The organism is Cyanobium sp. T1G-Tous (assembly GCF_024345455.1).
GTDB lineage: Bacteria > Cyanobacteriota > Cyanobacteriia > PCC-6307 > Cyanobiaceae > Cyanobium_A.
Map to the genome: position 1 here is coordinate 66,278 of NZ_JAGQBD010000008.1, position 22,468 is coordinate 88,745.

Below are 22,468 nucleotides of genomic sequence, written 5' to 3' on the forward strand. Positions count from 1 at the left end.
GGGGCGGCTCAGGCAGCGGGCGGTAACCCGACCACCTGGGTGTGGGCCCCCCGGGCCTGGGTGACGCCAATGGTGCGGGTGGCGGCGGCGATCATTGGGCGCCGGTGGCTCACCACCATGAATTGGGCCTGGTCTGCCTGGCCGGCAATCAGGGCGGCGAGGCGCTCCACGTTGACGCCGTCGAGAAAGCTGTCGACTTCATCTAATGCATAGAAGGGCGAAGGCCGGAAGCGCTGCAGGGCAAACAGGAAGCTCAGCGCCGTGAGCGATTTCTCGCCGCCACTCATGGAGTTGAGACGCCGCACCGCCTTGCCCTTGGGGTGGGCCACCAAGGTGAGGCCACCTTCAAGGGGTGCTTCCGGGTTTTCCAGTTGCAGGTGCCCCTCGCCGTCGGACAGCCCTTCAAAGATTGTGCGGAAATGGCCATCCACGGCTGTGAAGGCTTCAAGGAAGGCCTCCTGCCGCAGGGTGGCCACGGTTTCGATGCGTAGCAGCAGCTCTTCGCGCTCCTTGCTGAGCACTTCGAGTCGCTCCTCCAATTCCGCCAAGCGGGTTTCCAGCTGCTCAAGCTCCTCAAGGGCGAGCATGTTCACCGGTTCAAGGGCTTCCATCCGGGCCTGCAGGCTGCGCAGCTCTGCCTGCAGGGCCTCCAGACCCGCCTCCCGCACCTCCTCGGGGATCTCCGGCAGGGGCTCGGGCAGCTCCCGCTCGAGTTGGGCCAGGCGCAGCTGGTCGCCACGCTGCTGTTCGGCCAGCGATTCGATCTCCTCGCCGAGGCGTTGCAGTTCCCATTGGCGCTGTTGCAGGGCCTGGCGCTGGGCGGCCAGCTGGGCTTCGGCGGCATCGCGGGCGCGGCGGCTTTCGCCAAAGCGGGTTTGCAGCAGCTGTTGCTCGGCTGCCAAGGTGCTGCGCCGCTCCTGATCCGCCTGGTGCTGCTCTTTCCAGCGAGCGCGCTCCTCCACCAGGGTGTTCACAGCGGCCACCAGCCGTTGTTCATCGGCGCTCAGGGCCTCGAGCTGGTTGCTGAGGCGCTCGGCGCTCAGGGCCCGTTCGCGCCGGGCCGCCAGCAGCCCATCACGCAGGCTGCGGGCCGCGGCCAGGGCCGTGTCGGCTGCCTCCAGCTCGCTCTGCAGCCCCTGCCAGCGGGCCGCATCACCGGAGGATTGCACCGCAGCCTCGGCCTCTTCCAAGGCGATGCGTTGTTGCTGCAGGGGCAACAGCAGGGAATCAAGTTGCTGCTGGCGCTGCAGATCGCTCTGCAAGGCCTCCTGCAGTTGGCCTAGGCGGCTGCCCAGCTGCTGCTGGCGTTGCAGTTGGGGGGCTAGGGCCCGCTGGGCGGCGCTGCGCTCGGCCTCCAGGCCCGCCTGGCGCTGCTGGTGTGCGAGCAGCCGGGGGCGCAGGGCTTCGAGCTGCTGGCCCAGCTCGGCTTCCTTGCGGCGGCAGGCCAGCAGGCTCTCGCCCAGCTCCAGCAAGCGCTGGCGCAGGGGTGCGGCTTCGTCGCCGTCCTGGCTGCGGCCGAAGCTGAGCTGGCTGCCCCTCTGTTGCAGGCTGCCGCCGGTCATGGCGCCGCTCTTCTCCAGCAGTTCGCCGTCGAGGGTCACGGCCCGGCAGCGGCCCAGTTCGCGTCTGGCATTGGCCAGGCTGTCGAACACCAGGGTGTCGCCGAAGACGTAGCGGAACACTTCGGCGTAAACGGGCTCGTAACCCACCAGATCCACCGCCTTGCCCACCAGCCCACCGCTTGCAGGCCCACCGCGTTGCAGTGCGGCTCCGCCACTACCACTGGAGCCGCCACCGGAGCCCCCCCGAATCTTGTTGAGCGGCAGGAAGGTGAGCCGGCCTGCCCGGCGGGTTTTGAGCAGCTCGATCGCCCGGGCGGCGATGCGGTCGTCGTCGACCACCACCTGGCCGAGGCGCCCCCCGGCGGCCACTTCCAGCGCCAAGCGCACCCGCTCCTCCACTTCGCCGAGCTGGGCCACCGGCCCGTGGATGCCGTCCAGGCCGGCCTCCAGCAGCACCCGCAGGGCTCCGGTACCGCGGCTTTCCTGCAGGGTTTCGCGGCGGCTGTCTAGCCGGGCGATCTCGCGCTCGAGCTGGGTTTGCTCCTGCTCAAGGCGGCTGCGGGTGCGCTGCTGCAGGGCCAATGCTTCGGCTAGCTCCTGCACCTGCTGCTGCTCCGCTCGGGTGGCCTCCAGCACCTGCTGCCAGCTGCTTTCGGTGGCCTCCAGTTGCTGCTGGGCACTGCGATGGCTGGCCCCTTCCTGCTGCTCTTCGGCGCCGAGCTCGTCCAGGCGCTCCTGGTGCTGCCGCAGTCGCTCCTGTAATTGCTGACGCTCGGCCTCCAGGGGGCTGATCTGCTCGCCCAGCTGCTGGCGGGCGCGGCTGCGCTGCTGCTGTTCTTCCAACCAGCTGCCGGAGCGCCCCGCCACCTCGCCCAGCCGGCGGCGCGACAGCTCTACGGCGGCTTCGGCATCGCGGCAGCCGGCGTCGGCGTCGTTGAGAGCGGCTTGGTCCGAACTTGCCTCGAGGGCCTGCTGCTGCTGGCGCAGCTCGCCCTGAGTGCGGGCCAGCTCGTGGCGCTGGCGTTGCAGGGCCTCGGCATCGAGCTGTTGTTTGCCTGCCTGGCGGGTTAGTTCGCGGCCACTGGCCTCGAGGCCTGCCAGCTCGGCTTGCACGGCGATCAGCTGGTCTTCACCGAGGGCTTTTACCTCAGCTTGGAGTTGCTCGAGCGCGGTGGCGGCAGCAGCCAGGCCCGTTTCGCCCTCGCTGATCGCCTCACGTTCAGCCTGTTGCTGACTGGCGAGGCTGGCGCTGCGTTGCAGCAGGGCAGCCTGGTTCGCCTGGGCTGCTTCAAAGGCCAGCACCTGCTCCTGCAGGCGGCCGTTGTGGTGGCGCTGGCGCAAGTCTTGATAGGTGCGGGCCTTGGCGCAGTCCCGCTCAAGTTTCAGGCGGGAGTTGAGCAGCTCCTGCTGCACGATTGAGCAGCGCTCCTGACGCTCCTGCACCTCGTCAAGCTTGCCGCGGCTCTGTTCGATACGGCTGTCGAATAGGGCGACACCAGCTAGCTCGTCAATGATGCCGCGCCGGTCCCGGGCGCTCATTGAGACGATGCGGGTGACGTCACCCTGCATGACCACATTGCTGCCTTCAGGATCCACCCGTAGGCGCCGCAGCTGGCTCTGGAGCTGCTGCAGATTGCAACTCACCCCATCGGCGCTGAAGCTGCTGGCGTAGGTGCCGCCGGGGGCAACCCGCAGGCGCCGGCTAACGGTCCACTCCTGTTGACCTGGCTTGATCCAGGGCCCTTCTTCTGGCGGCTCCAGGCCAGCTTCGGCCTGGTCGGGTTGCCACTCACTGAGGTCAAAGCGCACGCTCACCGAGGTTTCGGCGGCCTTGCCCTCGCGCAGCATGGCGCTGTTGATTAGATCGGGCAGACGATCTGCCCGCATGCCGCGGCTGCTGGCCAGGCCCAGACAAAACAACACCGCATCAAGGATGTTGCTCTTGCCGGAGCCGTTGGGGCCCGTGACCACCGTGAAACCTTCTTGCAGCGGGATCGTGATCGAGCCGCCAAAGGACTTGAAGTGGGTGAGCTCGACCTGATTGATGTGAACCAACAGGCCCGTGCGCCGAGCATCAGAAATGTAGCGGAGGCTTTCGAAAGCTCAACCCCCTCCTTACCTTGAGGACTGAGCTTCGCAGTCGCCCCCGCTCCCCATGACCGCAGAACTGCCATGACCGCTGAAACGCCTCCCCGCGCCGCCAGCCCAGAGGGCTTCCGCGACCGTTTTGAGACCCTGATCCCCACCATTCAGCGGGAGTGGCCGGCCGTTGCCCGCCAAACCCTGGAGGCCACCCGGGGCAGTTTTGATGAGGTGGTTGAGGTGATTTCGAGCCAGACCGGCCGCACCGCTAGTGCGGTGAAGGACCAGTTGCTTGAGCTGCTTGAGGTGGCCGGGGATCAGACCAGCCGCCTAGCGGACAACCTGGCGCCCTTGGAGGCCCAGCTGGAAAACCTGCTCGATGAGCTCAACACCACCTTGCGGCCCCGTATTGAGAAGCCGGTGCGGGAGCGTCCGCTGATGGCGATCGGCATCGCCACTGGAGTGGGAGTGCTGCTGGGTCTGCTGCTTGCCTCGGGCCGGCGTTCGTCATGACGGATCAGAGCGGTATGGGGCAGCCCCCGGAAGAGCGGCGCAGCGGTGTGGCCCGGGTGGCGGCTGGCCGGGTTGGCGCTCTGCTGACCTCGGTGATGGACCTGCACGTGCGCATTGCCCTTCAGGAGGTGGATCGGGAGAAGCGGCGCTTGATCAGCGGTGCTCTGTTGCTCAGTGGCGGTCTGGCTCTGCTGCTGCTGGCCCTAATCGGCGCCGAGCTGGCCCTGCTGCTGTGGCTGCAAACGGCCCAGGGGCTGAGCTGGATCCATGCCGCCCTGGCCCTTGCCAGCTTGGATCTGGTGCTGGCCGGGGTATTTGTGCGGGTGGGCGGACAGCTGCTCAAGGGGCCCTATCTGCCCCAGACCATCGCCGGCCTGAGCAAGACCACCAAGGCGGTCCTGGGTCGCTAGCTAAGGCCCGGCAGCCGGAGCTGGTGGGTGGGTCCAGATCAGGGCCCGCATCTCCCCAGTGTGGAAAGGTTCCACCCGGCTGGCGTCTTGATGGGCGGCCGCGCTCTGCACTTGGGCACTGGTCTGCAGGATTTTCAGGGTGTCGCCGTGGGACACCAGCACCGTGACCTGGTACGGATTGGCCGAGGCCTCCCGTTCCAGCCGGGCAATCAGGGCAGCCCCGCGGCGCTGCACCGCGGCGGCGCTCTCCACTCCCCATGGGGTCCCTTCGGGGTTGGTGGCGTCCTGGTCCCAGATGCGCCGGTAGAGGGGCCCGCTCGGGCTCTGACCTTCAAAGCGGCCAAAATCCCGCTCCCGCAATTCGGCTTCGAGGCGAATCGCCAGGGCGGGAGCCTGCTGACGATGCCAGTGCTGCAGCCGCTCCACCAGGATCTCCGCCGTTTCGCGGCTGCGGCTGAAAGGCGAGCTGACAATCCATAGCCCACCCTGCTGCCAGGCCCTGCGGATTGTGTCCCCATGGGCCGCAATCCAGGCATCGCTGGACTCTTGCGCCTCTTGCCGACCCCGCTCGGTGAGCCCGTTGCGGGGATCGATGCCTGCGGCCATGGCGCTGCAGATCCTTTGCTGGGAGGACGGCACGCTCTCGCCATGGCGCATGCCGAAATAGCGGGCCATCGGCTGAATCGAGTCTGCCTGGGCGGGCAGGGGGAGAGCCGTGTACAGGCTCATCAGGATTCCAGCCAGCAGCAGGGGAATCAGCATGGGGCTGTCAGCGAATTTCATAGTGCAGCCAACGGCAGTCGATGCCGCCGTTGCTGATTGGGATGCGGCGGCTGGCCTTCATTTTGAGGGCGCCGGTGAGCTCTGGGTTGCCGCTGAGCAGCCACAGGCTCCAGCCGCCACAACGCTCCTTCACCATGCGGCCCAGGTCGGCGTAAAGAGGCTCTAGGCCCTCACGCTCGCCGATGCGCTCGCCATAGGGCGGGTTGCACACCAAGATCCCAGGCCCTGGCGGAGGCATGAAGTCGCGGCAGTCGCCCAGGCTCAGTTCCAGGGCACTTGCGATGCCGGCAGCCTCAGCGTTGCTGTGGGCTTGATCAAGCACGCCGGGATCCTGCTCCCGGCCAACGATGGGCGCCAGGGGTTTCCCGCTGGGGAGCGTCTCTCTGGCCAGGGCGCTGGCCGCTTGCCGCTCTTGCTGCCAGAGCTCGGAGTCGAACTTTGGCCAGCGTTCCAGGGCGAAGTGGCGGCCCAGACCCGGCGCTCGGCCCAGGGCCAGGCAGGCCGCCTCAATCAGCAGGGTGCCGGAGCCGCAAAGGGGGTCGGCCAGGGGCACCGAGCCATCCCAGCCGGTGAGGGCGATCAGGCCGGCGGCGAGGTTTTCCTTGAGCGGGGCTAGGCCCATGGCGGCCCGGTAGCCGCGGCGGTGCAGGCTGCCGCCGCTGCCATCGAGGCTCAGGGCTGCTTCGCCGCCGCCTAGGTGCAGGTGGATGGAGAGGTCGGGATTGTCTAAGTCAACGGAGGAGCGGGCACCCCACTGCTGGCGCTGCAGATCCACCAGGGCATTTTTGACCTGCAGGGCGCTGTAGTGACTGTGGTTGAGGCCAGGGGCGCTGCCGGTGGCATCGACCCGGAAGGTGGCACCAGGAGGTAGCCAGCGGCTCCAGTCGACGGCGCGCTGCACACCGTCGTAGAGCTCGTCTTTGCTGCGGCAGGGGAATTGAGCCAGTTCAAGCAGGAGCCGGAAGGGCAGGCGGGCTTGCAGGTGCAGCCGGTAGTAGCCAGCCAGGTCTGTTTGGAAGCGCACGGCCCGGCGTAGGCGTACTACGGCTTGGCAACCCAAGGCCGTGAGCTCAGTAGCCGCGGCGTCTTCGAGGCCCGGTGGTACAACCGCTATTCCGCTGATTGATGTGCTGTTTGGTTCGGTGATGCCCACCCCTGCGTCGGCCCTTGCTTGCTGCCACAATGAACGAGTCTGGTTTCGACCTGACTAGGTGGCTCACACCAGTGCTTCGGACAGCGGTTCGATTCCGCTCAGCTCCATTCCCCCATCTCGGGGCTGCAATGGTTTCGACGGGGTATAAGGAGGGTGACTGAAGCCTGCTCGGTAAGAGCAAATCCGTAACAGCGAATAACATCGTTCGTTTCTCCCGTCAGACCGCCCCCGTGGCCGCCTGACCCTTTAAGGGAGATGGGGTGAGGTCATCCTTATCACCCAAATGACCGCTTGGGGGTGGAAGCCCCCCTTTAAGTAGTGCCCTGGAAGGGGCCTTCCCATTGCAGCTCGCCGGAGCGATGGCCTGTCCCCACTGCGGCAGTTGGTCGGTTAAGGCGGATCGCAGCCTGGCTGGACGCCTGGTGTGTGGCCGTTGCGCCAGGCCGCTGAGTGCAGCCCAGGCACCCCGGCGTCAGCGGCGCTCCCGATCGAGGCGCCCAGGTTTGTCTTTGGGCATTGGCCTGCTTGCGTTGCTGGCCTTGGCGGCGCTGTTGGCAGCGTGGGACGAGCAGCGGTTCAGATTTACTGCGCCGCCCGAGCGCCTTGCCCCCAACTCGCAATTAATAAACCCAGGATTTTTCTGAGCCTTGCGCTTCAGAGATCCAAAAGGGGCCGCAGGCCTTGCAAGGCGACTGCTTCAGGGTTGCCCGATTGCCCGCATCAGGGCGCCCTGGCAGAGGCCGCCATGGGAGCACAACGGAATCGCCTGGCCGTTTGCCGAAGCGCCGCTGGGCGCACCGCTAGCCATGTTTTGAGCTGAGCTGCCAGCAAGTGGAGCGGAGGAAGGGCCTGGGCTGGAGCCTGAACCTGCTGCCGCCTGCTGGGTGGTGGCGTTGTTAACGGTGTTGCGGGCTTTATCGAGCACACCTGTGTAGGCAGGCATGGAGGTGCCCTGCAGGGTGCCTTGAATAGCGCTGGCTCCCACCATGGGAGCAAATCCTTGACCTATTGCATTGCCGGCTGGCAACACAACGGCTGCAACCAGGGCGGCTTTCAGCAGATTCGTAGTCATATTGAGAGATGAGTAGGGATCAAGGCTGGCTTGGCTTGGCAGCTCCGCTAAAGCCGCTCCACACTTTCAGTTCTTCAATTGTTTGTACCCCTTCGCGGCGCTCCTTGCCCGCTAGGTCCCAGGTGGGGAAAGCCCGTATCTGGGCGGCCATGCAGCGGCTGCGGCCAGCGTCAGTTTTGTCGCACTCCACGTAGGGGAGGGAATTGCCCCCTTCCTTGCCAAACAGGTTTTTTTGCTGGAAGCAGGCCGGACACCACCAGGCGCCATAAAAAACAGCTCCCTTGGCGCGCAGGTGGGCGCTGAGCGCTTTTTGCTCCTGGGTCGAAGCAGCAAGGGCCTCCCCCAAGGTGGCAGTGGTGGAGCTGCTGGAAGGGGTGGTCCCGCTACCCGCGCTGGCAGTGGCCGTAAAGCCAAGCAGCACTGTGCTGAGGGCAATCAGCAGGCCGGAGCGCAGGGAGCCAAACCGGAGCATCAGCTTCCAGAAGCAAGAATCAAAACTAGTTCCGTTGTTTGCTTTTGCCTCTCTGTGTAGGCAAAACACAGCCGATCGCCGCGCCGCCGCGTTCGGCCTTCCGCCCTTCCTTGGCCCAGCGGAAGTTCCCAGCGGCTGAGACACTGAATAGGTGCGGTGGTTTTGGGGTCGATGAGCGCGAATGGCTACCGCGACTACTTCAGTGTGCTTGGGGTGGAGCGTGGTGCCGATGCCGACGCCATCAAGCGCGCCTTTCGCAAGCTGGCCCGCCAGTACCACCCGGACGTGAATCCCGATGATGCGGGGGCTGAGGCCAAGTTCAAGGAGGTGAGCGAGGCCTATGAAGTGCTCTCCGATCCAGACAAGCGCCGGCGCTACGAGCAATTTGGCCAGTACTGGAGCCAGGCGGGTGGGGGCTCGGCCAGTGGCGGCGTCGACGTTGATTTTGGCCGCTACGGCAACTTCGACGACTTCATCAACGACCTGCTGGGTCGTTTTGGCGGCCCCTCCCCCGGCGGCGCCCCGGGAGGTTTTGGTTTCAGTTCGGGCTTCCCTGGTGGTTTTGCTGGCGGCATGCCCGGAGGCGGCCGCGGCGCCCCGATCAATCTCGATGCCGAAGCCAGCATCAGCCTCTCCTTTGCCGATGCTTTCCGCGGCTCCGAGCGCACCTTGGCCGTCAACGACGAGCGGGTGCAGGTGCGCATCCCACCCGGTGTGAAGCATGGCAGTCGCCTGCGGCTCAAGGGCAAGGGCAACCTGCAGCCCGGCACCGGGCGCCGGGGTGACCTTTACCTCAACCTGCAGCTGCAGGAGCATCCGGTGTGGAAGCTGGACGGCGACCAGCTGCGGGCTGAGCTGCCCCTCAGCCTCGATGAGCTGGCTCTTGGCGGCGAGGTGCGGGTGGCTACCCCCGATGGCGAGGCCTCCGTGCAGGTGCCGCCCGGCATGACCCTGGGGCGCAGCCTGCGGCTCAAGGGCAAGGGCTGGCCCCTCAAGGATGGCCGCGGCGATCTGTTGCTTACGCCGGTGCTCAAGCTCCCCGATGCGCTCAGCGCTGAGGAGCGTCAGTTGCTGGAGCAGCTGCGGGCAGCCCGCAGCGCCGATCCCCGCGCCGGTTGGATCCAGGCGGCCCGTCTCTAGGATCCACCCCAGCCAGATCGCAGCCATGGAGCTCACCTACCGTCCCCGCCGCCTGCGCCGTACCCCGGCCCTGCGGGCGATGGTGCGGGAGCACCACCTCAGCGCAGCCGATTTCATCTACCCGCTCTTCGTGCATGAGGGCGCCACCAACGAGCCGATCGGGGCCATGCCTGGGGCGATGCGCTGGAGCCTCGAAGGGTTGGTGCAGGAGGTGAGCCGCGCTTGGGATTTGGGCATTCGTTGCGTTGTGCTGTTTCCCAAGGTGGCCGATGGCCTTAAAACCGAAGACGGTGCTGAATGTTTCAACGAAGGTGGCCTGATACCCCGAGCTATTCGCCGGCTTAAGGAGGTGCACCCCGAGATGGCGATCATGACGGACGTGGCCCTCGATCCCTACTCCTGTGACGGCCATGACGGCATCGTTAGCGAGGAAGGGGTAGTGCTCAACGATGAAACCGTGGCGATCCTCTGCCGTCAGGCCGTTGCCCAAGCTCGGGCCGGGGCGGATCTGATTGGCCCCAGCGACATGATGGATGGACGAGTTGGGGCTATCCGTGAAGCCCTCGATGAGGAGGGGTTTGAGCATATCGGTATCATTAGCTATACAGCTAAATACTCTTCTGCTTATTACGGTCCCTTCCGCGAAGCTCTTGATTCAGCTCCTCGGGTTGGCGCGGGCAAGCCTATCCCGAATGATAAATCAACCTATCAAATGGATCCGTCCAATGGACGTGAAGCGCTCACCGAAGCCCTGCTCGATGAACAGGAGGGGGCTGACATTTTGATGGTGAAGCCTGGCCTTGCCTATTTAGACATCATCTACCGTCTGCGCGGCGAAACGGAGCTGCCAATTGCGGCTTACAACGTAAGCGGTGAATACGCCATGGTGAAGGCCGCCGCTGAAAAGGGCTGGATCGACGAGCGGGCCGTGGTGCTGGAAACCCTGCTGTGCTTTAAGCGGGCTGGGGCCAATCTAATCCTCACCTATCACGCCTGTGATGCTGCGCAGTGGCTGCGCCAGGGGTAATTTTATTATTTCCCGATATTTTTGGATTTGGCCTTATCTGGCTACAGCTAGTTACATCGCTTTGATGGCTGCACTGGCCAGGGCTAGTGGCATCAGTTATTTGTTGTTTCCAGAGCTGGGGGCGCTCGCCTCTGTTGTGTTTGCCGATCCTCTCAGTAGCTGGGCCCGATCCCCCAAGCTTCTGGCCCTGACGCCGGTGCTTACTGCTGTACCTGGGGTGCTGCTCACCCGCACCCTGCCCTATGGCCCCACCGCGCTGATATTGGATCTGGCAATCTGTTTGCTTGTGATCCGGCTTCTGCGCTCGCCTGTTATTCCCGCAATTTCAGCCGGGGTATTGCCATTGGTGCTGGGAATTACGAGTTTTTTATACCCGGTGGCGATTTTGGTGGGCACAGGTGGGTTGGCCCTAATCGTCATGCTTCGCTCTCGCTTGATGCCGCCGCCGGCTCGGGCTCAAGTTTCCCCATTGGAGCCAACTATCTCAACTATGGTTGCCCCCAAGTCCTGGTTGGAAAGGGTTCCCTGGCTGCTGCCTTTGGCTGTTTTCTTGCTGGGAGCTCTGGTAATGGTTCAGTTGCTGGGATCCCACTTGGTTTTGTATCCCCCTTTGCTGGTGATTGCCTGGGAGATGTTGGCCCATGCTGATGAATGTCCCTGGCAAGGCCGCTTCTTTGCCGTGCTGGCGGTTACTGCTGGAGCGGCGGTAGCTGGAATTGCATTAGTGCTGGCTCTAGGGGTGAGTCCGCTGGCCGCGTTTTTGGCTGTTTTGGTTACTGCGCTGCTGCTCAGGTTGGCTCGCCTTCGATGTGCTCCGGCTTTCGGTTTGGCCCTGCTTCCCTTCGTAATTCCTGCACCCACGCTCGCCTATCCCCTCCTCACCTTGGCTGGCACCGCCTGGCTGCTGTTGGTGGTGAAGCTCGATCAGATCCTCAAGATCCGGTTCTGTAACCCACAATGAACTCACCCGGTTCAGTTGCCATGGCTCCTGCTGCTGTTCATCACCTTGGCCATGTGGCACTGCGGGTGCAGGACATGGAGCGGGCCAAGGCCTTTTATGTTTCCCTGGGCCTGGAGCTCTGCTGGGATGCCCCCGATTGGGCCTATTTGCAGTGGCCTGGGGCCGGCACGGGCTTGGCCCTGCTCAGCCCTAGTTACAAAGCTGCCGGGCCCCATTTTGCTTTCCATTTCCGCGACCGCTCAGAGGTGGATGCGGTGCACGCTCAGCTTGTGGCGGCAGGCCGCTCCTGCGGCCCAGTGCATGACCACCGCGACGGAACTGCCAGCTTCTACCTACAAGACCCGGAAGGCAACTGGCTAGAGATGCTCTACGAGCCCCCTGGCGGCATCCCCTCCAACCTGCCCGGGTGAACGACGTCACTGCCCCCCCATTGGCCCCAATTCAGCAGGAGGCCCTGGAGCTGCTCGAGTGGCCGCGGCTCGCAGAGCAGCTGGCCAGCTTCGCCAGCACAGCTCCAGGCCGCTGTGCCTGCCTGGAGCTGGCCCTGCCCGCTTGCCTCGCTGCCAGCCGCCGCTTGCTCGCTGAAACCACCGAGCTGCTTGGCCTCGACGGGCTGCTGGAGGGGGGATTGAGTTTTCAGGGAGTTGCCGATATCGCGGCGCTGGTGACCCTCTGCGCCAAGGGCGGCACGGCTCCGGGCGAGGAGTTGTTGGCCCTGGCCACCACCCTGGCTGCGGCCCGCCGGCTCCGGCGCCAGATCGACGATCCCCAGCTGCGGCCCGTCTGTACGGCCCTGGTGGCCGAGCTGCGCACCCTGCCGGAGCTGGAGCAGCGGCTGCATTTTTGCCTTGAAGAGGGCGGCCGGGTGGCGGATCGAGCCAGTCCGCCCCTGGAGGGATTGCGGCGCCAGCTGCTTGGGGCCCGCTCAGATCGGCGTGATCGACTGCAGGAGCTGATGCGCCGCTGCGGCGCCATGCTCCAGGACACGGTGATCTCGGAGCGCAACGGCCGACCCGTGCTGGCTGTGAAGGCTGGCGCTGCCGCTCAGTTGCCAGGGCTGGTGCACGACAGCTCGGCTTCGGGACAAACGGTGTTTATCGAACCCCAGGCGGTGATTGCCCTGGGCAATCGCATACGCGACCTGGAGGGGCGCGAGCGGGAACTGGAGCGGGCCGTGCTGACGGACCTGAGCGCCCAGGTGGGCGAGGAGGCTGAAGCTCTGGCCGCACTCCAGCAGGTGCTGGTGCGTCTGGATGCGGGGGTGGCCCGGGCGCGCTACGGCCAATGGTTAGGGGCGGTACGCCCGGAGCTGGCAGACGACCCCAGCGCGCCCTTCGAGCTGCGTGAGCTACGCCACCCCCTGCTGCTTTGGCAGCAGCGGCGTCAGGGCGGCCATGCGGTGGTGCCCGTGAGCCTGCTGGTGGCAGCGGAGCTGCGGGTGGTGGCGATCACCGGCCCCAACACCGGCGGCAAAACCGTGACTCTCAAAAGCGTCGGCTTGGCGGCTCTTATGGCTCGGGCTGGCCTGTTTCTGCCCTGCAGCGGCACGCCGCGGCTGCCCTGGTGCAGCCAGGTGCTGGCTGACATCGGCGATGAGCAATCGCTGCAACAAAACCTCTCCACCTTCAGCGGCCACATCCGCCGCATCGCCCGCATCCTCGAAGCTCTTCCCGGGTCTGGCGCGGCTGGCGGCGCCTCCCTGGTGCTGCTCGATGAGGTGGGGGCTGGCACCGATCCCCTTGAGGGTTCGGCCCTGGCCACGGCCCTGCTCAAGCACCTGGCCGATCGGGCCCGGCTCACGATCGCTACCACCCACTTTGGTGAGCTCAAGGCGCTCAAATACGCCGACCCACGCTTCGAGAACGCTTCGGTGGCCTTCGATGTGGACACCCTCTCGCCCACCTACCGGCTGCAGTGGGGTATCCCGGGCCGCAGCAACGCCCTGGCGATTGCCCGCCGGCTGGGGCTGGGGGAGCCGGTGCTGGAGCTCGCCGCCGCCCAGCTGGAGCCCCTCGGCGAGGGCGAGGTGAACCAGGTGATCGCCGGCCTGGAAAATCAGCGTCAACGCCAGCAGGAGGCCGCCGAGGAGGCAGCCGCCCTACTGGCCCGCACCGAGCTGTTGCACGAGGAGTTGCTGCTGCGCTGGCAACAGCAGACCCAGCAGAGCGCCGAGCTACAGGAACAGCGGCGCCAGCAGTTGGAGCGCTCGATTCGTCAGGGACAGAACGAGGTGAAGCGCATCATCAGGAGGCTGCGCCAGGGGCGCGATGGGGGCGAGGTTAGTAGCGCCGCCCTAGGCGAAACAGCGCGCCAGGCCGGCCAGCGGCTCAAATCGCTTGAGCAGCAGCACCGCCCCACTCCGGAGCGGCGCGAGCACCGGGGCTGGATGCCCGCCGTTGGTGATCGGGTGCGGCTGTTGTCGCTGGGCAAGGCCGCTGAGGTGCTCTCCATCGCTGATGACGGCCGGGAACTCACGGTGCGCTGTGGGGTGATGCGGCTAACCCTGGAGCTGGCCGGTATCGAGGGGCTGCATGGCGAAAAACCCTCACCCCCTGAGGTGCGGGTGCAGGTGAAGGGTCAGCGGGGGCTGGGGGGCCCGGGCCCGGATGTGCGATCCGAGCGCAACACCGTTGATGTGCGCGGCTTGCGGGTGCATGAAGCCGAAGCGGCCTTGGAGGAGCGGCTGCGCGCCGCCAATGGTCCCGTGTGGGTGATCCACGGCATCGGCACGGGCAAACTCAAGCGCGGCCTGCGGGCCTGGTTGGCAACGGTGCCCTACGTGGAGCGGGTGAGTGACGCCGAGCAGGGCGACGGCGGGGCTGGCTGCAGCGTGATTTACGTGAAATAGGGCAGGGTCGGCTCCTGGCTTGCGGGCTCAGGGAGCAGGGGCAGGGCCTCGCCGCTGGCATCAAACAGGCGCCAGCCTCGGGGATCAATATCGAGGTTCAGGCTGGCCCCCGGCGGCAGGATTGTTTCAGGGCCGACCCGCACCTGCACCAGGTGACCGCCCTCCTCCAGGCGGCAGGTGAGCAGTTGTTCGTTGCCCAGGGCTTCGCCATGGCTCACCTCGGCCCGCAGGTTGCGGTTGGTGGCGGGAGCTAGCTGGAAGTGCTCGGGCCGCAGTCCGCCAGTGAGCGCCTCCCCTGCCCGTGATGCCAGCACCTCGGCGAGGGGACCTTCAACCGCCAGCTTGCGGCCGCCCAGCTGCACCTGGCCTGCACCTATTGCGGTTACCGGCAGCAGATTCATGGGCGGGCTGCCGATGAACTGGGCTACAAACAAATTGGCGGGCCACTGATATAGCTGCATCGGTGTGCCGAGCTGCTGCAGCCTTCCAGCATTGAGCACGGCGATCCGGTGCCCCATGGTCATGGCTTCCACCTGGTCGTGGGTGACATACAGGGTGGTGGTGCCCAGGCGTCGCTGCAGCTCAACGATTTGGGTGCGGGTGCCGGTGCGCAGCTTGGCGTCGAGGTTGCTGAGCGGTTCGTCCATCAAAAACACTGCCGGCGCCCGGGCGATGGCCCGGCCCAGGGCAACCCGCTGCTTCTGGCCGCCGGAAAGCTCCTTGGGCAGCCGATCGAGTAGCTGGTCGAGCTCCAGGGTTTCCGCTACCTCGGCGATGCGCTGGGCGATGCGCTCCTCCCGCCGTGAGCGAAGCCGCAAGGGCCCTGGCAGCCGCCTGGTGGCCAAATGCAGGCTGTCTTGAAGCTGCTCAAGGGCCGTGCGGTTGCGGCTGCGGCGCAGGCCGAAGCCGATGTTGCCGGCCACCGTGAGATGGGGATAGAGCGCATAGCTCTGGAACACCATGGCTACGTCCCGTTGGGCTGGGCGCAGCGAGCTCACCGGCCGATTGCCCACGAAGATCTCCCCCTGGCTGGGCTGCTCTAGGCCAGCCAGTAAACGCAGCAGGGTGCTTTTGCCGCAGCCTGAGGGCCCAACCAACACCAAAAATTCGCCATCATGAATCTGTAGATCCAGCTGGCGCAGCACCTGCACCGGATCACCACCGCGCCGGGGTGGGTAGGTCTTGCTGACCTGCTGGAAGCGAACCTCTGCCAAGACGGGCCTTCAGACGGCGCGATCCTAGGTTTGTTCCAATGCAATTCATCGATCAAGCCCGCGTAACGGTCAAGGCCGGCCGAGGCGGCGACGGAATCGTGGCGTTTCGCCGCGAGAAATATGTGCCAGCAGGCGGCCCGTCCGGCGGTGATGGCGGCCGTGGTGCCGACGTGCTGCTGGTGGCTGACGCCAACCTCCAGACGCTGCTGGATTTCAAGTACAAGCGGCAGTTTTTGGCGGTCGATGGTCGCCGGGGCGGTCCCAATCGCTGCACCGGTGCCAGCGGCAACCATCTGGTGATCAAGGTGCCCTGCGGCACCGTGGTGCGCGATGCCCGAACCTCAATTTTGCTAGGTGATCTCACCGATGCAGGTGAGGAGCTACTGGTGGCCTTTGGCGGCCGCGGCGGCCTGGGCAATGCCCACTACCTCAGCAACCGCAACCGGGCCCCGGAGAAGTTCACCGAGGGGCGGGAGGGAGAGGAGTGGCTGCTGCAGCTGGAGCTCAAGCTGCTGGCTGAAGTTGGCATCATCGGTTTGCCCAATGCCGGCAAGAGCACCTTGATTTCGGTGCTTTCGGCAGCTCGGCCCAAGATCGCCGATTACCCCTTCACCACCCTGGTGCCCAACCTGGGGGTGGTGCGCCGGCCCAGTGGTGATGGCACCGTCTTTGCTGACATTCCTGGTTTGATCGCTGGAGCGGCCCAGGGGGCAGGGCTGGGGCACGACTTCCTACGCCACATCGAGCGCACCCGGCTACTGATCCACCTGATCGATTCCAGCGCGGAGGATGTGGTCGCCGACTTGAACGTGGTCGAGGGGGAGCTCACGGCCTACGGCCATGGGCTCGACCAGAGGCCCCGCCTGGTGGTGCTCAACAAGATCGAATTGCTCGATCCAGCCAGCCTTGAAGAGCTGGTGGAGAAGGTGAGCCAGCAGGTGCAGGCCCGTGGCGGCTTGCCCGTTCTGGCTATTTCAGCTGCTGCCTCCAAAAATTTGCCGCAGCTGCTGGCCGCGGTGTGGCAGCAGCTCGGCATCGTTCAGCCCTAGGCAGTTCAGCCGTAGGCAATTAAGCCCTAGTCAATTCAGTCGTCGTAGACGCGGCACTCGGGGGCAGAAGGGTTGAGGTCACAGAACACTTCCAGTGGGGTTGGGTCGTGGCTGTCCTCGGGATGGTGCTCTTTGAACTCCTTGAGACCCTGGAGCTCTTCCTCCAAGTGGCGGACCTTGCCTAGGTCGCCAGCTGCCTTGGCTGCCTCGATCTCGCTCTGGTCTTTCTGGATGTGCTCGTCGATGCTTTTCATTCGGATACCGGTCACTTGAGACCGGAGCTCATCGCGGCTCACCTTACGGGCGCCTGATCTTGATCGACGCCCCGAAGGTGCACTTGCTACCTCTTTGAGCAGCGCCAATGGCGCCGGGAGCTGAGCTTTGGCGATGTGTTGGATTGGCAACAATGTGAGCCCAGGGTCCTCTGCGGTGCGGCCGGCCCTGGCTGGGGCCCCCGTTTCACCCCGCCAGCTCGCTGAGTTCGAGCCAGCGCTCCTCGCCGCAATGGATGCGCTCCGTTAACGCGGCGAGCTCCTGGGTGAGTCCCTCAAGGGCGGCGTAATCGCTGCCTGAACTGGCCAGGGCCAGCTCCAGCTCACGGCGCTGCTGCTCCCAGGCCGGCAGGTTTAGCTCCAATTCGCCCAGCTCCCGACTCTCCTTGAAGCTCCGCCGCCGCGTTTGCGCTTTGCTGGCTTGGGGCGCTACCGGGGCTGGATTCTTGGGGCTCTTGGGTGCGGCCTGGCGGGCGGAGCTCGCTTCTAAATAGGCGCTGTAGTTGCCCTCGAAGCGCTGCAGCTCACCGTTCTCGAAGCAGAACAGCCGGTCCACGGTGCGGTCGAGGAAGTAGCGGTCGTGGGAGACCACCACCACGCAGCCGCGGAAGTCTTCGAGGAAGTCTTCGAGCACGCTCAGGGTCTGCACGTCCAGGTCGTTGGTGGGCTCATCGAGCAGCAGCACGTTGGGTGCCTCGATCAGCAGCCGGCAGAGATGGAGCCGCCGCCGTTCGCCGCCGGAGAGCTTGGCCACCGGTTGGTGCTGTTGGGCTGGTGGAAACAGGAAGCGCTCCAGCAACTGGGAGGCGCTCAGCTCCTCACCATCCACTGCCACCCGACTGGCGGCAGCTTGAACCACCTCCAGCACCTTCTGGTCGGGCTTGAGCAGCACGTCGCTGTGCTGGTCGAAGTAGGCGAGCTTCACGGTGGAGCCCAGCTCCAGGCTGCCACTGCTGGGTTGGCGCCGGCCGGCGATCACCTCCAGCAGGCTCGACTTGCCCACCCCGTTTGGGCCAATGATGCCAACCCGGTCCTCCGGGCTGAAGTCGTAGCTGAAGGCGCGCAGCAGGGCCCTGGCCTCGGGTCCTTCGCCCACACTTACCTCCAGCTCCTCAGCGGTGATGGCCCGCTTGCCGAGCCGCCGGCTGGTGGTGGCCAAGCTCACCTGGCCGCGGCCCTGCCGCAGAGGTGCCTCCCGCATCGCCTCAATTCGCTGGATGCGGGCCTTCTGCTTGGTGCTGCGGGCCTTGGGACCCTGCCTGAGCCAGGCCAGTTCCCGCCGCAGCGTGCCCTTGAACTTGGCGGCTGAGGCCGCTTCCGATGCCTCCTCCTCAGCTTTATGGGTGAGATAGGTGGCGTAGTTGCCGTCGTAGCTGCGGGCCAGGCCCCGATCCACCTCCACGATCCGGCGGGTGACCCGATCGAGCACGTAGCGGTCGTGGGTCACCAGCACCAGGGCGCCGGAGAAGCGCTCGAGATAGCTCTGCAGCCATTCCACCCCGTTGGCGTCGAGGTGGTTGGTGGGCTCATCAAGTAGCAGCACGTCCGGCTCGGCCACCAGGGCTGCCGCCAGGGCGACCCGCTTGCGGTAGCCGCCGGAGAGGTCGCCCACCTTGCGCTCGATGTCAGCGATGCCTAGCCGCTCCAGCACCTCGCGGCACTGCTGCTCCAGCCCCCAGGCATTGAGCTGATCCATGCGGCCATGCAGGTCGCTGAGCTGGGCCAGGGCGATGGTGTTGTCGGGGCCATCAGCCACGGCCTGACTCAGGGCCGTGTGCTGCCGCAGCAAAGCCATCTTCTCGCCGCTACCGGCAAACACCTGCTCGAGCACGGTGTGCTCGGGATCTAGCTCGGGCTCCTGGTCTACGAGCACCACCCGGGTGCGGGGGGCGCAGCGGCGCTTGCCGCTGCCGAGGGGCTCATTGCCCGCAAGCACCTTCAACAGGGTGCTCTTGCCGGCCCCATTGGGACCAATCAGACCGAGCCGCTCCCGCTCGCCGATGTGCAGGGTGAGGCCCTCGAACAGGGTGCGGATGCCGAAGTCCTTGCTGGCTTCCACCAGGCTTATCAAACTCAAAGTGCAGCCTCCCCAGCTGCGCCAGCTTGGCCTTTGAGGTAAGCAAACACGCTCTTGTCGCCCACATCTGCCGCGGGGGGCATGGGAAATTTGCGCAGGCAAAGCACCAGCAAAAGCCCGCTCTCCAGGGCCAGCAGGGCCGTGGTGATCGCTCCTGGCAGCAAGCCGCTGAGGTGGCCCAGCAGGGCGGTAGGCAGTAGCAGGGTCACGCCGATCGCCTCCGGCCGCCTGAAGCAGAAAAATTCCTTGAAGCCAACCCCCGCCAAGGCCGCGAAAAAGGGGCCAATGGCCAGAATCCAGAGGGGCTGACTGGCCAGGGCCGGCAGCATGGCGCCGGGGCCGCTGTGGATCGCCAATGCCAGGCCCCCCAGGCAACCCAGTAGCCAGAACAGCTGCAGGGCCCGGTGCAAGGGCACTAAGTAAATGTGAATCCAGCGCAGAGCTAGGCCCAGCCCCGCAGCCATCAGCAGCATCCAGGGCCAGAGCTGGTCGGCTCCCAGCTGCCGCCACTGCACTAGCAGGCCTGCTTGGCCAACGGCCACCGCCGTGAGGGCAAGGCGGTAACCGAGCACCTCCCGCCGGTCGGTGGCGTCAATCGTGTAGGTGCCGTACACCCCTTCAAATATCGGATCAGTCATGGATGGTTCTCGCTGCTTTCCTGTACTGGTCTGCCTTGCACCAGTGTGGCGAGTGGCGGCCCGGCCGGGATGATTCCCGAGGGATGGAGGGGAAACAGGGCGCCGAAGTAATCGCTGCGCCAGGCCTCCGGGAAGCAGGTCTCGGCCACGCCGGGCAGGCTGTAAAAGCGCCGGCGCCAGTCCCATAGGGCTGGAAGCTGCCAAAGGGGTATGCGGCTGCAACCGAACAGGGGCGCATAAACCAGCTCCAGCCGGATAAGGGTCGGGAAAAGCCCTATATCGGCCAGGCTCAGTTGGTCCCCACTTAGCCAAGGAGATTGCTCCAAGGCCCCATTGGCGTCCAGAAGCGCCGCAAACAAGGCCGCCTCGGCCCGGTCGTAGGCGGCCTGGGTGCGGGCGAAACCACAGCGGTACACCCCGTCGTTGACGTCGCCCTGCAGCCGCGCGCGCCACTTCTCTGTGGCTGCCTGCTGGTTATGGGGCTCCAGATCGGGCCCTGCTGGTGCGGGCCAGCGGTTGAGCAGCTCGATCAGCCGGGCGCTCTCCGTAACCAGGATCCGCCTCTCACCGCGGGAATAGAGCGCCGGCACCGTGGCCCGCTGCCCCGGATCAGCGCCGGATTGCTGGTAGAGCTCGATTAAGCTGGCGCAGCCCTCGAAGGGCTCGGCAAAGCGCCAGCGCCCCTCGGCTGGATCGGGGTCCACCACCACCAGGTTGATGCTGCAGCCCAGTTGGCGCAGGCTCCACACCAGCCAGGCCCGGTGGGCCCAGGGGCAGCTGCGCCCCACAATCAACACGTGCCCATCAGCCGCGCCGGCTTCGCTGGGCAGGGGCGGCAGCGCCGAGAAAGCTCCGCTGGGGCGGCGGTAGTTGCCCTCTGCATCGGCCGGTCCCAGGCCGCCCATGAGCTGGTGCCATTGCCAGTGCCAGATCGCGCGGGCCGTGCGCACCAAGGGGGCGGGGGGAGGCATGGTTGCGGGGGCGGCAGAGCTCTGAATCTGCGTCAGGCTGGGGCTGAAATCCATTTCTGGCCTTCTTCTTTTTGATCAGCCAAATCGTCAAACCGGCCCAGGTGCTGGTCGTGGCCGGCACCCACGGCAATGAACGCAACGCCCCCTGGCTGCTGGAGCACTGGCGCCGCCAGCCCGAGGCCCTGCAGCGCCACGGCCTTGATGTGGCGCTGGTGCTTGGCAACCCTGCTGCCCACAAAGCCAATCAGCGCTATGTGGAGCGGGATTTAAACCGCTGCTTTGCCCCCGAGCTGCTGGCGGATTCCTCGAGAAACGAAGCTGATCTGCAGCGCGCTCGCCAGCTGCTCGCTTGCCATGGCCCTGATGCTGAATCTCCTTCGCTGGTGGTGCTCGACCTACACAGCACCACCAGCGCTATGGGTAACTCCTTGGTGCTCTACGGCCGGAGGCCGGCCGATCTAGCTCTGGCGGCGGGTTTGCAGGGGGAGTTGGGGCTGCCGATTTACTTGCACGAGGCCGATGCTTCCCAAACGGGCTTTTTGGTTGAACGCTGGCCCTGCGGCCTGGTGATCGAGGTGGGTCCGGTGCCCCAGGGGGTTATCCAGGCTCCGATCTGCCGTCAAAGCCAGCTCGGCGTTGAGGCGGCCCTGGCCGTGTTGGCGGCAGCTCGGCGAGGCCGCCTAAGGCTGCCGGCTGAGCTTGTGGTGCATTGCCATCTGGGCAGCCTGGATTTGCCGCGCCATCCAGATGGTTCACCTGCCGCCTGCCTGCATCCGGCGTTACAGCATCGCGACTGGCGTCCCTTGCGTTCGGGAGATCCGGTGTTTATCGATCCCTGCGGCAAGGAAATTGGCCTGGCCCTGCCGCCGGATTTGGCGGGGGATTCCGTCTGGCCCGTCTTTGTAAATGAGGCCGCCTACGGCGAAAAGGGCATTGCCCTAAGCCTCACTCGCAGGGAATGTTGGCCGGTTGGGTCTGAATGGTTGCCAGCTTTGACTGCCCTTGCTGTCCAGCTGGCCTAACGGGGGGCGCCGTTGTAATCAATGCCAAGGACGGTGCGCCCGTCACTGGATACGCGGATTTCGGTTTCCACCGTTGCAGCCAGACTTAGCTGCTGCCAGCCGGGTGCTCCGCCAAGGAAGCGAAATAGATAGCCATCACTGGTTGTGCTGATCAGGCATTTGTTGCCGGCGCTCGCCGTTTCAAACATGCACTTGTCTGGTCGGTAGAGCCCCAAGCCGCCGTTGGTCTGAACTGCGGTGTTGCGAGCCAAGTTGAGGGCCCGCACGGCACTGAATGGAACGGGTGCTTCCGCCTGGGCCCGGGCCGGAGCGGAATTCACAAATGACAGGCTGCCAGCGCCCAGGCAACTGGCTACCAATAAGCCCCCCGCCAGCAGTCGCGCACTTAATAACGCCGCTGCTGAAGCTAAAGGTGAACCCATGGGTTTATGGATGTGACAGATCCAGCTCAACGCAGCGGCTCCGTCAGTGTCAAGGCGACTTACCCACACACCAAGGTGGACTGCTCCTGCTTGCAAGGCAGGTTTGTGGTGCTGCCGTCGGCCCAGTAAATGCGCAGGCGATCGTCTGAGGTGCCGCTGCGGTATGTGAGTGATTTGATGGCTCCAGCCGGGGGCTTGCCGGCCGGGTCGGCCCCGTTGCCGGGAGCCACGGTGTTGAGCTTCTGCTCAAGCTGCTGAATCTTTACTTCCAACTGCTCCTGGCGCTGCTGCAGCTTTTGCAGCTCGGCTGATGGTTGCCGCTGACAGCCAGCAGAGAACAGGCAGGCTGCGGCCACGGTTGTGGTGGCCAGGCTGGCCCGTATAGGCAGGGCTTTAAATCGAACGAGCAGGGCCATGCCGGAGACGAATCCTTAGCTGTCCTCTGCTTAGCAGTGGTCTGGCCGGCTGGCTATGGATTGCCCTGTCGCACCCCGACATCAGCGGTACTTATGGGCTTCATCAGCAGGGCTTTGGCGCCCCCTGACCAGCCTTCTCACCAAAGCCGCAATCTTCCGTTACAGTTGTGTTGCGCAATGTTCTTGCGCTCGACGGGATTCCGTCTGGTGGCTTGCCACCTTCCATACCCGTTCCTCTGGAACACCCTCTTCTCGTTCTCATGACAACCACTATTCAGCAGCGCCAAGGCGCTTCTGCGTGGAACCAGTTTTGCGACTGGGTCACCTCCACCAACAACCGCCTCTATGTGGGCTGGTTCGGTGT

The 22,468-nt window shown here is 65.3% G+C and carries 21 protein-coding genes; 9 read left to right on the forward strand and 12 right to left on the reverse strand.

Annotation, left to right across the window (positions count from 1 at the left end; all coding sequences use genetic code 11):
- Positions 1–8: 8 nt before the first annotated feature.
- Positions 9–3,617 carry a chromosome segregation protein SMC gene (gene smc, locus KBY75_RS06660; protein ID WP_255023408.1) on the reverse strand — a complete coding sequence of 1,203 codons (3,609 nt, stop codon included), beginning with the start codon at positions 3,615–3,617 and terminating at the stop codon, positions 9–11.
- Positions 3,618–3,734: 117 nt separating this feature from the next.
- Here smc and KBY75_RS06665 point away from each other — a divergent pair, with 117 nt between their 5' ends.
- A complete protein-coding gene (locus tag KBY75_RS06665) occupies positions 3,735–4,157 on the forward strand; it encodes a glycine zipper domain-containing protein (RefSeq protein WP_254960439.1) in 423 nt (140 codons plus the stop codon).
- Positions 4,154–4,567, forward strand: a complete 414-nt coding sequence (locus KBY75_RS06670) for a phage holin family protein (RefSeq protein WP_396098058.1) — start codon at positions 4,154–4,156, stop codon at positions 4,565–4,567. The genes KBY75_RS06665 and KBY75_RS06670 overlap by 4 nt, the downstream gene beginning before the upstream one ends.
- Here KBY75_RS06670 and KBY75_RS06675 read toward each other — a convergent pair whose 3' ends face one another.
- From KBY75_RS06675 to KBY75_RS06695, 4 genes are all read right to left on the reverse strand, one after another.
- Entirely contained in the window at positions 4,568–5,329 is a 762-nt protein-coding gene (locus tag KBY75_RS06675) for a histidine phosphatase family protein (protein ID WP_255023409.1), read from the reverse strand. It abuts the gene before it with no gap.
- Between the two features lie 7 nt (positions 5,330–5,336).
- A complete protein-coding gene (locus KBY75_RS06680) occupies positions 5,337–6,503 on the reverse strand; it encodes a class I SAM-dependent RNA methyltransferase (protein ID WP_255023410.1) in 1,167 nt (388 codons plus the stop codon).
- A gap of 697 nt (positions 6,504–7,200) precedes the next feature.
- The gene (locus KBY75_RS06690) at positions 7,201–7,575 is read right to left on the reverse strand and encodes a hypothetical protein (RefSeq protein WP_255023411.1); all 375 of its coding nucleotides are present in this window, start codon (positions 7,573–7,575) and stop codon (positions 7,201–7,203) included.
- Between the two features lie 19 nt (positions 7,576–7,594).
- The gene (locus KBY75_RS06695) at positions 7,595–8,047 is read right to left on the reverse strand and encodes a hypothetical protein (RefSeq protein ID WP_255023412.1); all 453 of its coding nucleotides are present in this window, start codon (positions 8,045–8,047) and stop codon (positions 7,595–7,597) included.
- A gap of 171 nt (positions 8,048–8,218) precedes the next feature.
- On the opposite strand from KBY75_RS06695, the gene KBY75_RS06700 reads away from it, so the two are divergent.
- The 5 genes from KBY75_RS06700 to KBY75_RS06720 all read left to right on the forward strand — a co-directional run bounded on the left by KBY75_RS06700 (position 8,219) and on the right by KBY75_RS06720 (position 14,023).
- Positions 8,219–9,187: a DnaJ C-terminal domain-containing protein gene (locus KBY75_RS06700; RefSeq protein ID WP_255023413.1), complete on the forward strand. Its 969-nt coding sequence runs from the start codon at positions 8,219–8,221 to the stop codon at positions 9,185–9,187.
- Positions 9,188–9,212: 25 nt separating this feature from the next.
- Positions 9,213–10,214 (forward strand): porphobilinogen synthase, encoded by a 1,002-nt coding sequence (gene hemB / locus KBY75_RS06705; RefSeq protein WP_255023414.1) that lies wholly within the window; start codon positions 9,213–9,215, stop codon positions 10,212–10,214.
- 64 nt (positions 10,215–10,278) lie between these two features.
- Positions 10,279–11,175: a hypothetical protein gene (locus KBY75_RS06710; RefSeq protein ID WP_255023415.1), complete on the forward strand. Its 897-nt coding sequence runs from the start codon at positions 10,279–10,281 to the stop codon at positions 11,173–11,175.
- Positions 11,176–11,195: 20 nt separating this feature from the next.
- Complete coding sequence (locus KBY75_RS06715; protein WP_254937687.1) at positions 11,196–11,585, forward strand: VOC family protein; 390 nt, start codon at positions 11,196–11,198, stop codon at positions 11,583–11,585.
- Entirely contained in the window at positions 11,582–14,023 is a 2,442-nt protein-coding gene (locus tag KBY75_RS06720) for an endonuclease MutS2 (RefSeq protein WP_255023416.1), read from the forward strand. Before KBY75_RS06715 ends, KBY75_RS06720 begins: the two co-directional genes overlap by 4 nt.
- Here KBY75_RS06720 and KBY75_RS06725 read toward each other — a convergent pair.
- The gene (locus KBY75_RS06725; protein WP_255023417.1) at positions 14,011–15,237 is read right to left on the reverse strand and encodes an ABC transporter ATP-binding protein; all 1,227 of its coding nucleotides are present in this window, start codon (positions 15,235–15,237) and stop codon (positions 14,011–14,013) included. The two genes, KBY75_RS06720 and KBY75_RS06725, sit on opposite strands and share 13 nt — an antisense overlap.
- A gap of 38 nt (positions 15,238–15,275) precedes the next feature.
- Between KBY75_RS06725 and obgE the strand changes: the two genes are divergently transcribed.
- Entirely contained in the window at positions 15,276–16,286 is a 1,011-nt protein-coding gene (gene obgE / locus KBY75_RS06730) for a GTPase ObgE (protein ID WP_254937684.1), read from the forward strand.
- A gap of 35 nt (positions 16,287–16,321) precedes the next feature.
- Here the strand turns inward: obgE and KBY75_RS06735 are convergent, their stop codons facing one another.
- From KBY75_RS06735 to KBY75_RS06750, 4 genes are all read right to left on the reverse strand, one after another.
- Positions 16,322–16,540, reverse strand: a complete 219-nt coding sequence (locus KBY75_RS06735; protein ID WP_106632635.1) for a CP12 domain-containing protein — start codon at positions 16,538–16,540, stop codon at positions 16,322–16,324.
- A gap of 205 nt (positions 16,541–16,745) precedes the next feature.
- Positions 16,746–18,635: an ABC-F family ATP-binding cassette domain-containing protein gene (locus tag KBY75_RS06740; protein WP_255023418.1), complete on the reverse strand. Its 1,890-nt coding sequence runs from the start codon at positions 18,633–18,635 to the stop codon at positions 16,746–16,748.
- A complete protein-coding gene (locus KBY75_RS06745) occupies positions 18,632–19,273 on the reverse strand; it encodes a DUF2301 domain-containing membrane protein (protein WP_255023419.1) in 642 nt (213 codons plus the stop codon). The genes KBY75_RS06740 and KBY75_RS06745 overlap by 4 nt, the downstream gene beginning before the upstream one ends.
- Positions 19,270–20,244, reverse strand: coding sequence for a glutathione S-transferase C-terminal domain-containing protein (locus tag KBY75_RS06750; RefSeq protein WP_255023420.1), 975 nt, complete (start codon positions 20,242–20,244; stop codon positions 19,270–19,272). Before KBY75_RS06750 ends, KBY75_RS06745 begins: the two co-directional genes overlap by 4 nt.
- 71 nt (positions 20,245–20,315) lie before the next feature.
- Between KBY75_RS06750 and KBY75_RS06755 the strand changes: the two genes are divergently transcribed.
- Positions 20,316–21,266, forward strand: coding sequence for an aspartoacylase (locus KBY75_RS06755; RefSeq protein WP_254937680.1), 951 nt, complete (start codon positions 20,316–20,318; stop codon positions 21,264–21,266).
- Here the strand turns inward: KBY75_RS06755 and KBY75_RS06760 are convergent.
- Positions 21,263–21,688, reverse strand: a complete 426-nt coding sequence (locus KBY75_RS06760) for a hypothetical protein (protein WP_255023421.1) — start codon at positions 21,686–21,688, stop codon at positions 21,263–21,265. The genes KBY75_RS06755 and KBY75_RS06760 overlap by 4 nt on opposite strands.
- Before the next feature lie 59 nt (positions 21,689–21,747).
- Positions 21,748–22,104, reverse strand: a complete 357-nt coding sequence (locus KBY75_RS06765; protein WP_254937678.1) for a hypothetical protein — start codon at positions 22,102–22,104, stop codon at positions 21,748–21,750.
- Positions 22,105–22,468: the final 364 nt, after the last annotated feature.

What these genes read in the sequence shown, in the direction of transcription:
- obgE (WP_254937684.1), top strand. Translation starts at nt 15,276, where the DNA reads ATGCAATTCATCGATCAAGCCCGCGTAACGGTCAAGGCCGGCCGAGGC.
- KBY75_RS06710 (WP_255023415.1), top strand. Translation starts at nt 10,279, where the DNA reads ATGGCTGCACTGGCCAGGGCTAGTGGCATCAGTTATTTGTTGTTTCCA.
- KBY75_RS06690 (WP_255023411.1), bottom strand. Translation starts at nt 7,575, where the DNA reads ATGACTACGAATCTGCTGAAAGCCGCCCTGGTTGCAGCCGTTGTGTTG.
- KBY75_RS06765 (WP_254937678.1), bottom strand. Translation starts at nt 22,104, where the DNA reads ATGGCCCTGCTCGTTCGATTTAAAGCCCTGCCTATACGGGCCAGCCTG.
- hemB (WP_255023414.1), top strand. Translation starts at nt 9,213, where the DNA reads ATGGAGCTCACCTACCGTCCCCGCCGCCTGCGCCGTACCCCGGCCCTG.
- KBY75_RS06715 (WP_254937687.1), top strand. Translation starts at nt 11,196, where the DNA reads ATGGCTCCTGCTGCTGTTCATCACCTTGGCCATGTGGCACTGCGGGTG.
- KBY75_RS06670 (WP_396098058.1), top strand. Translation starts at nt 4,154, where the DNA reads ATGACGGATCAGAGCGGTATGGGGCAGCCCCCGGAAGAGCGGCGCAGC.
- KBY75_RS06665 (WP_254960439.1), top strand. Translation starts at nt 3,735, where the DNA reads ATGACCGCTGAAACGCCTCCCCGCGCCGCCAGCCCAGAGGGCTTCCGC.
- KBY75_RS06745 (WP_255023419.1), bottom strand. Translation starts at nt 19,273, where the DNA reads ATGACTGATCCGATATTTGAAGGGGTGTACGGCACCTACACGATTGAC.
- KBY75_RS06735 (WP_106632635.1), bottom strand. Translation starts at nt 16,540, where the DNA reads ATGAAAAGCATCGACGAGCACATCCAGAAAGACCAGAGCGAGATCGAG.
- KBY75_RS06675 (WP_255023409.1), bottom strand. Translation starts at nt 5,329, where the DNA reads ATGCTGATTCCCCTGCTGCTGGCTGGAATCCTGATGAGCCTGTACACG.
- KBY75_RS06695 (WP_255023412.1), bottom strand. Translation starts at nt 8,047, where the DNA reads ATGCTCCGGTTTGGCTCCCTGCGCTCCGGCCTGCTGATTGCCCTCAGC.
- KBY75_RS06760 (WP_255023421.1), bottom strand. Translation starts at nt 21,688, where the DNA reads ATGGGTTCACCTTTAGCTTCAGCAGCGGCGTTATTAAGTGCGCGACTG.
- KBY75_RS06700 (WP_255023413.1), top strand. Translation starts at nt 8,219, where the DNA reads ATGAGCGCGAATGGCTACCGCGACTACTTCAGTGTGCTTGGGGTGGAG.
- KBY75_RS06750 (WP_255023420.1), bottom strand. Translation starts at nt 20,244, where the DNA reads ATGCCTCCCCCCGCCCCCTTGGTGCGCACGGCCCGCGCGATCTGGCAC.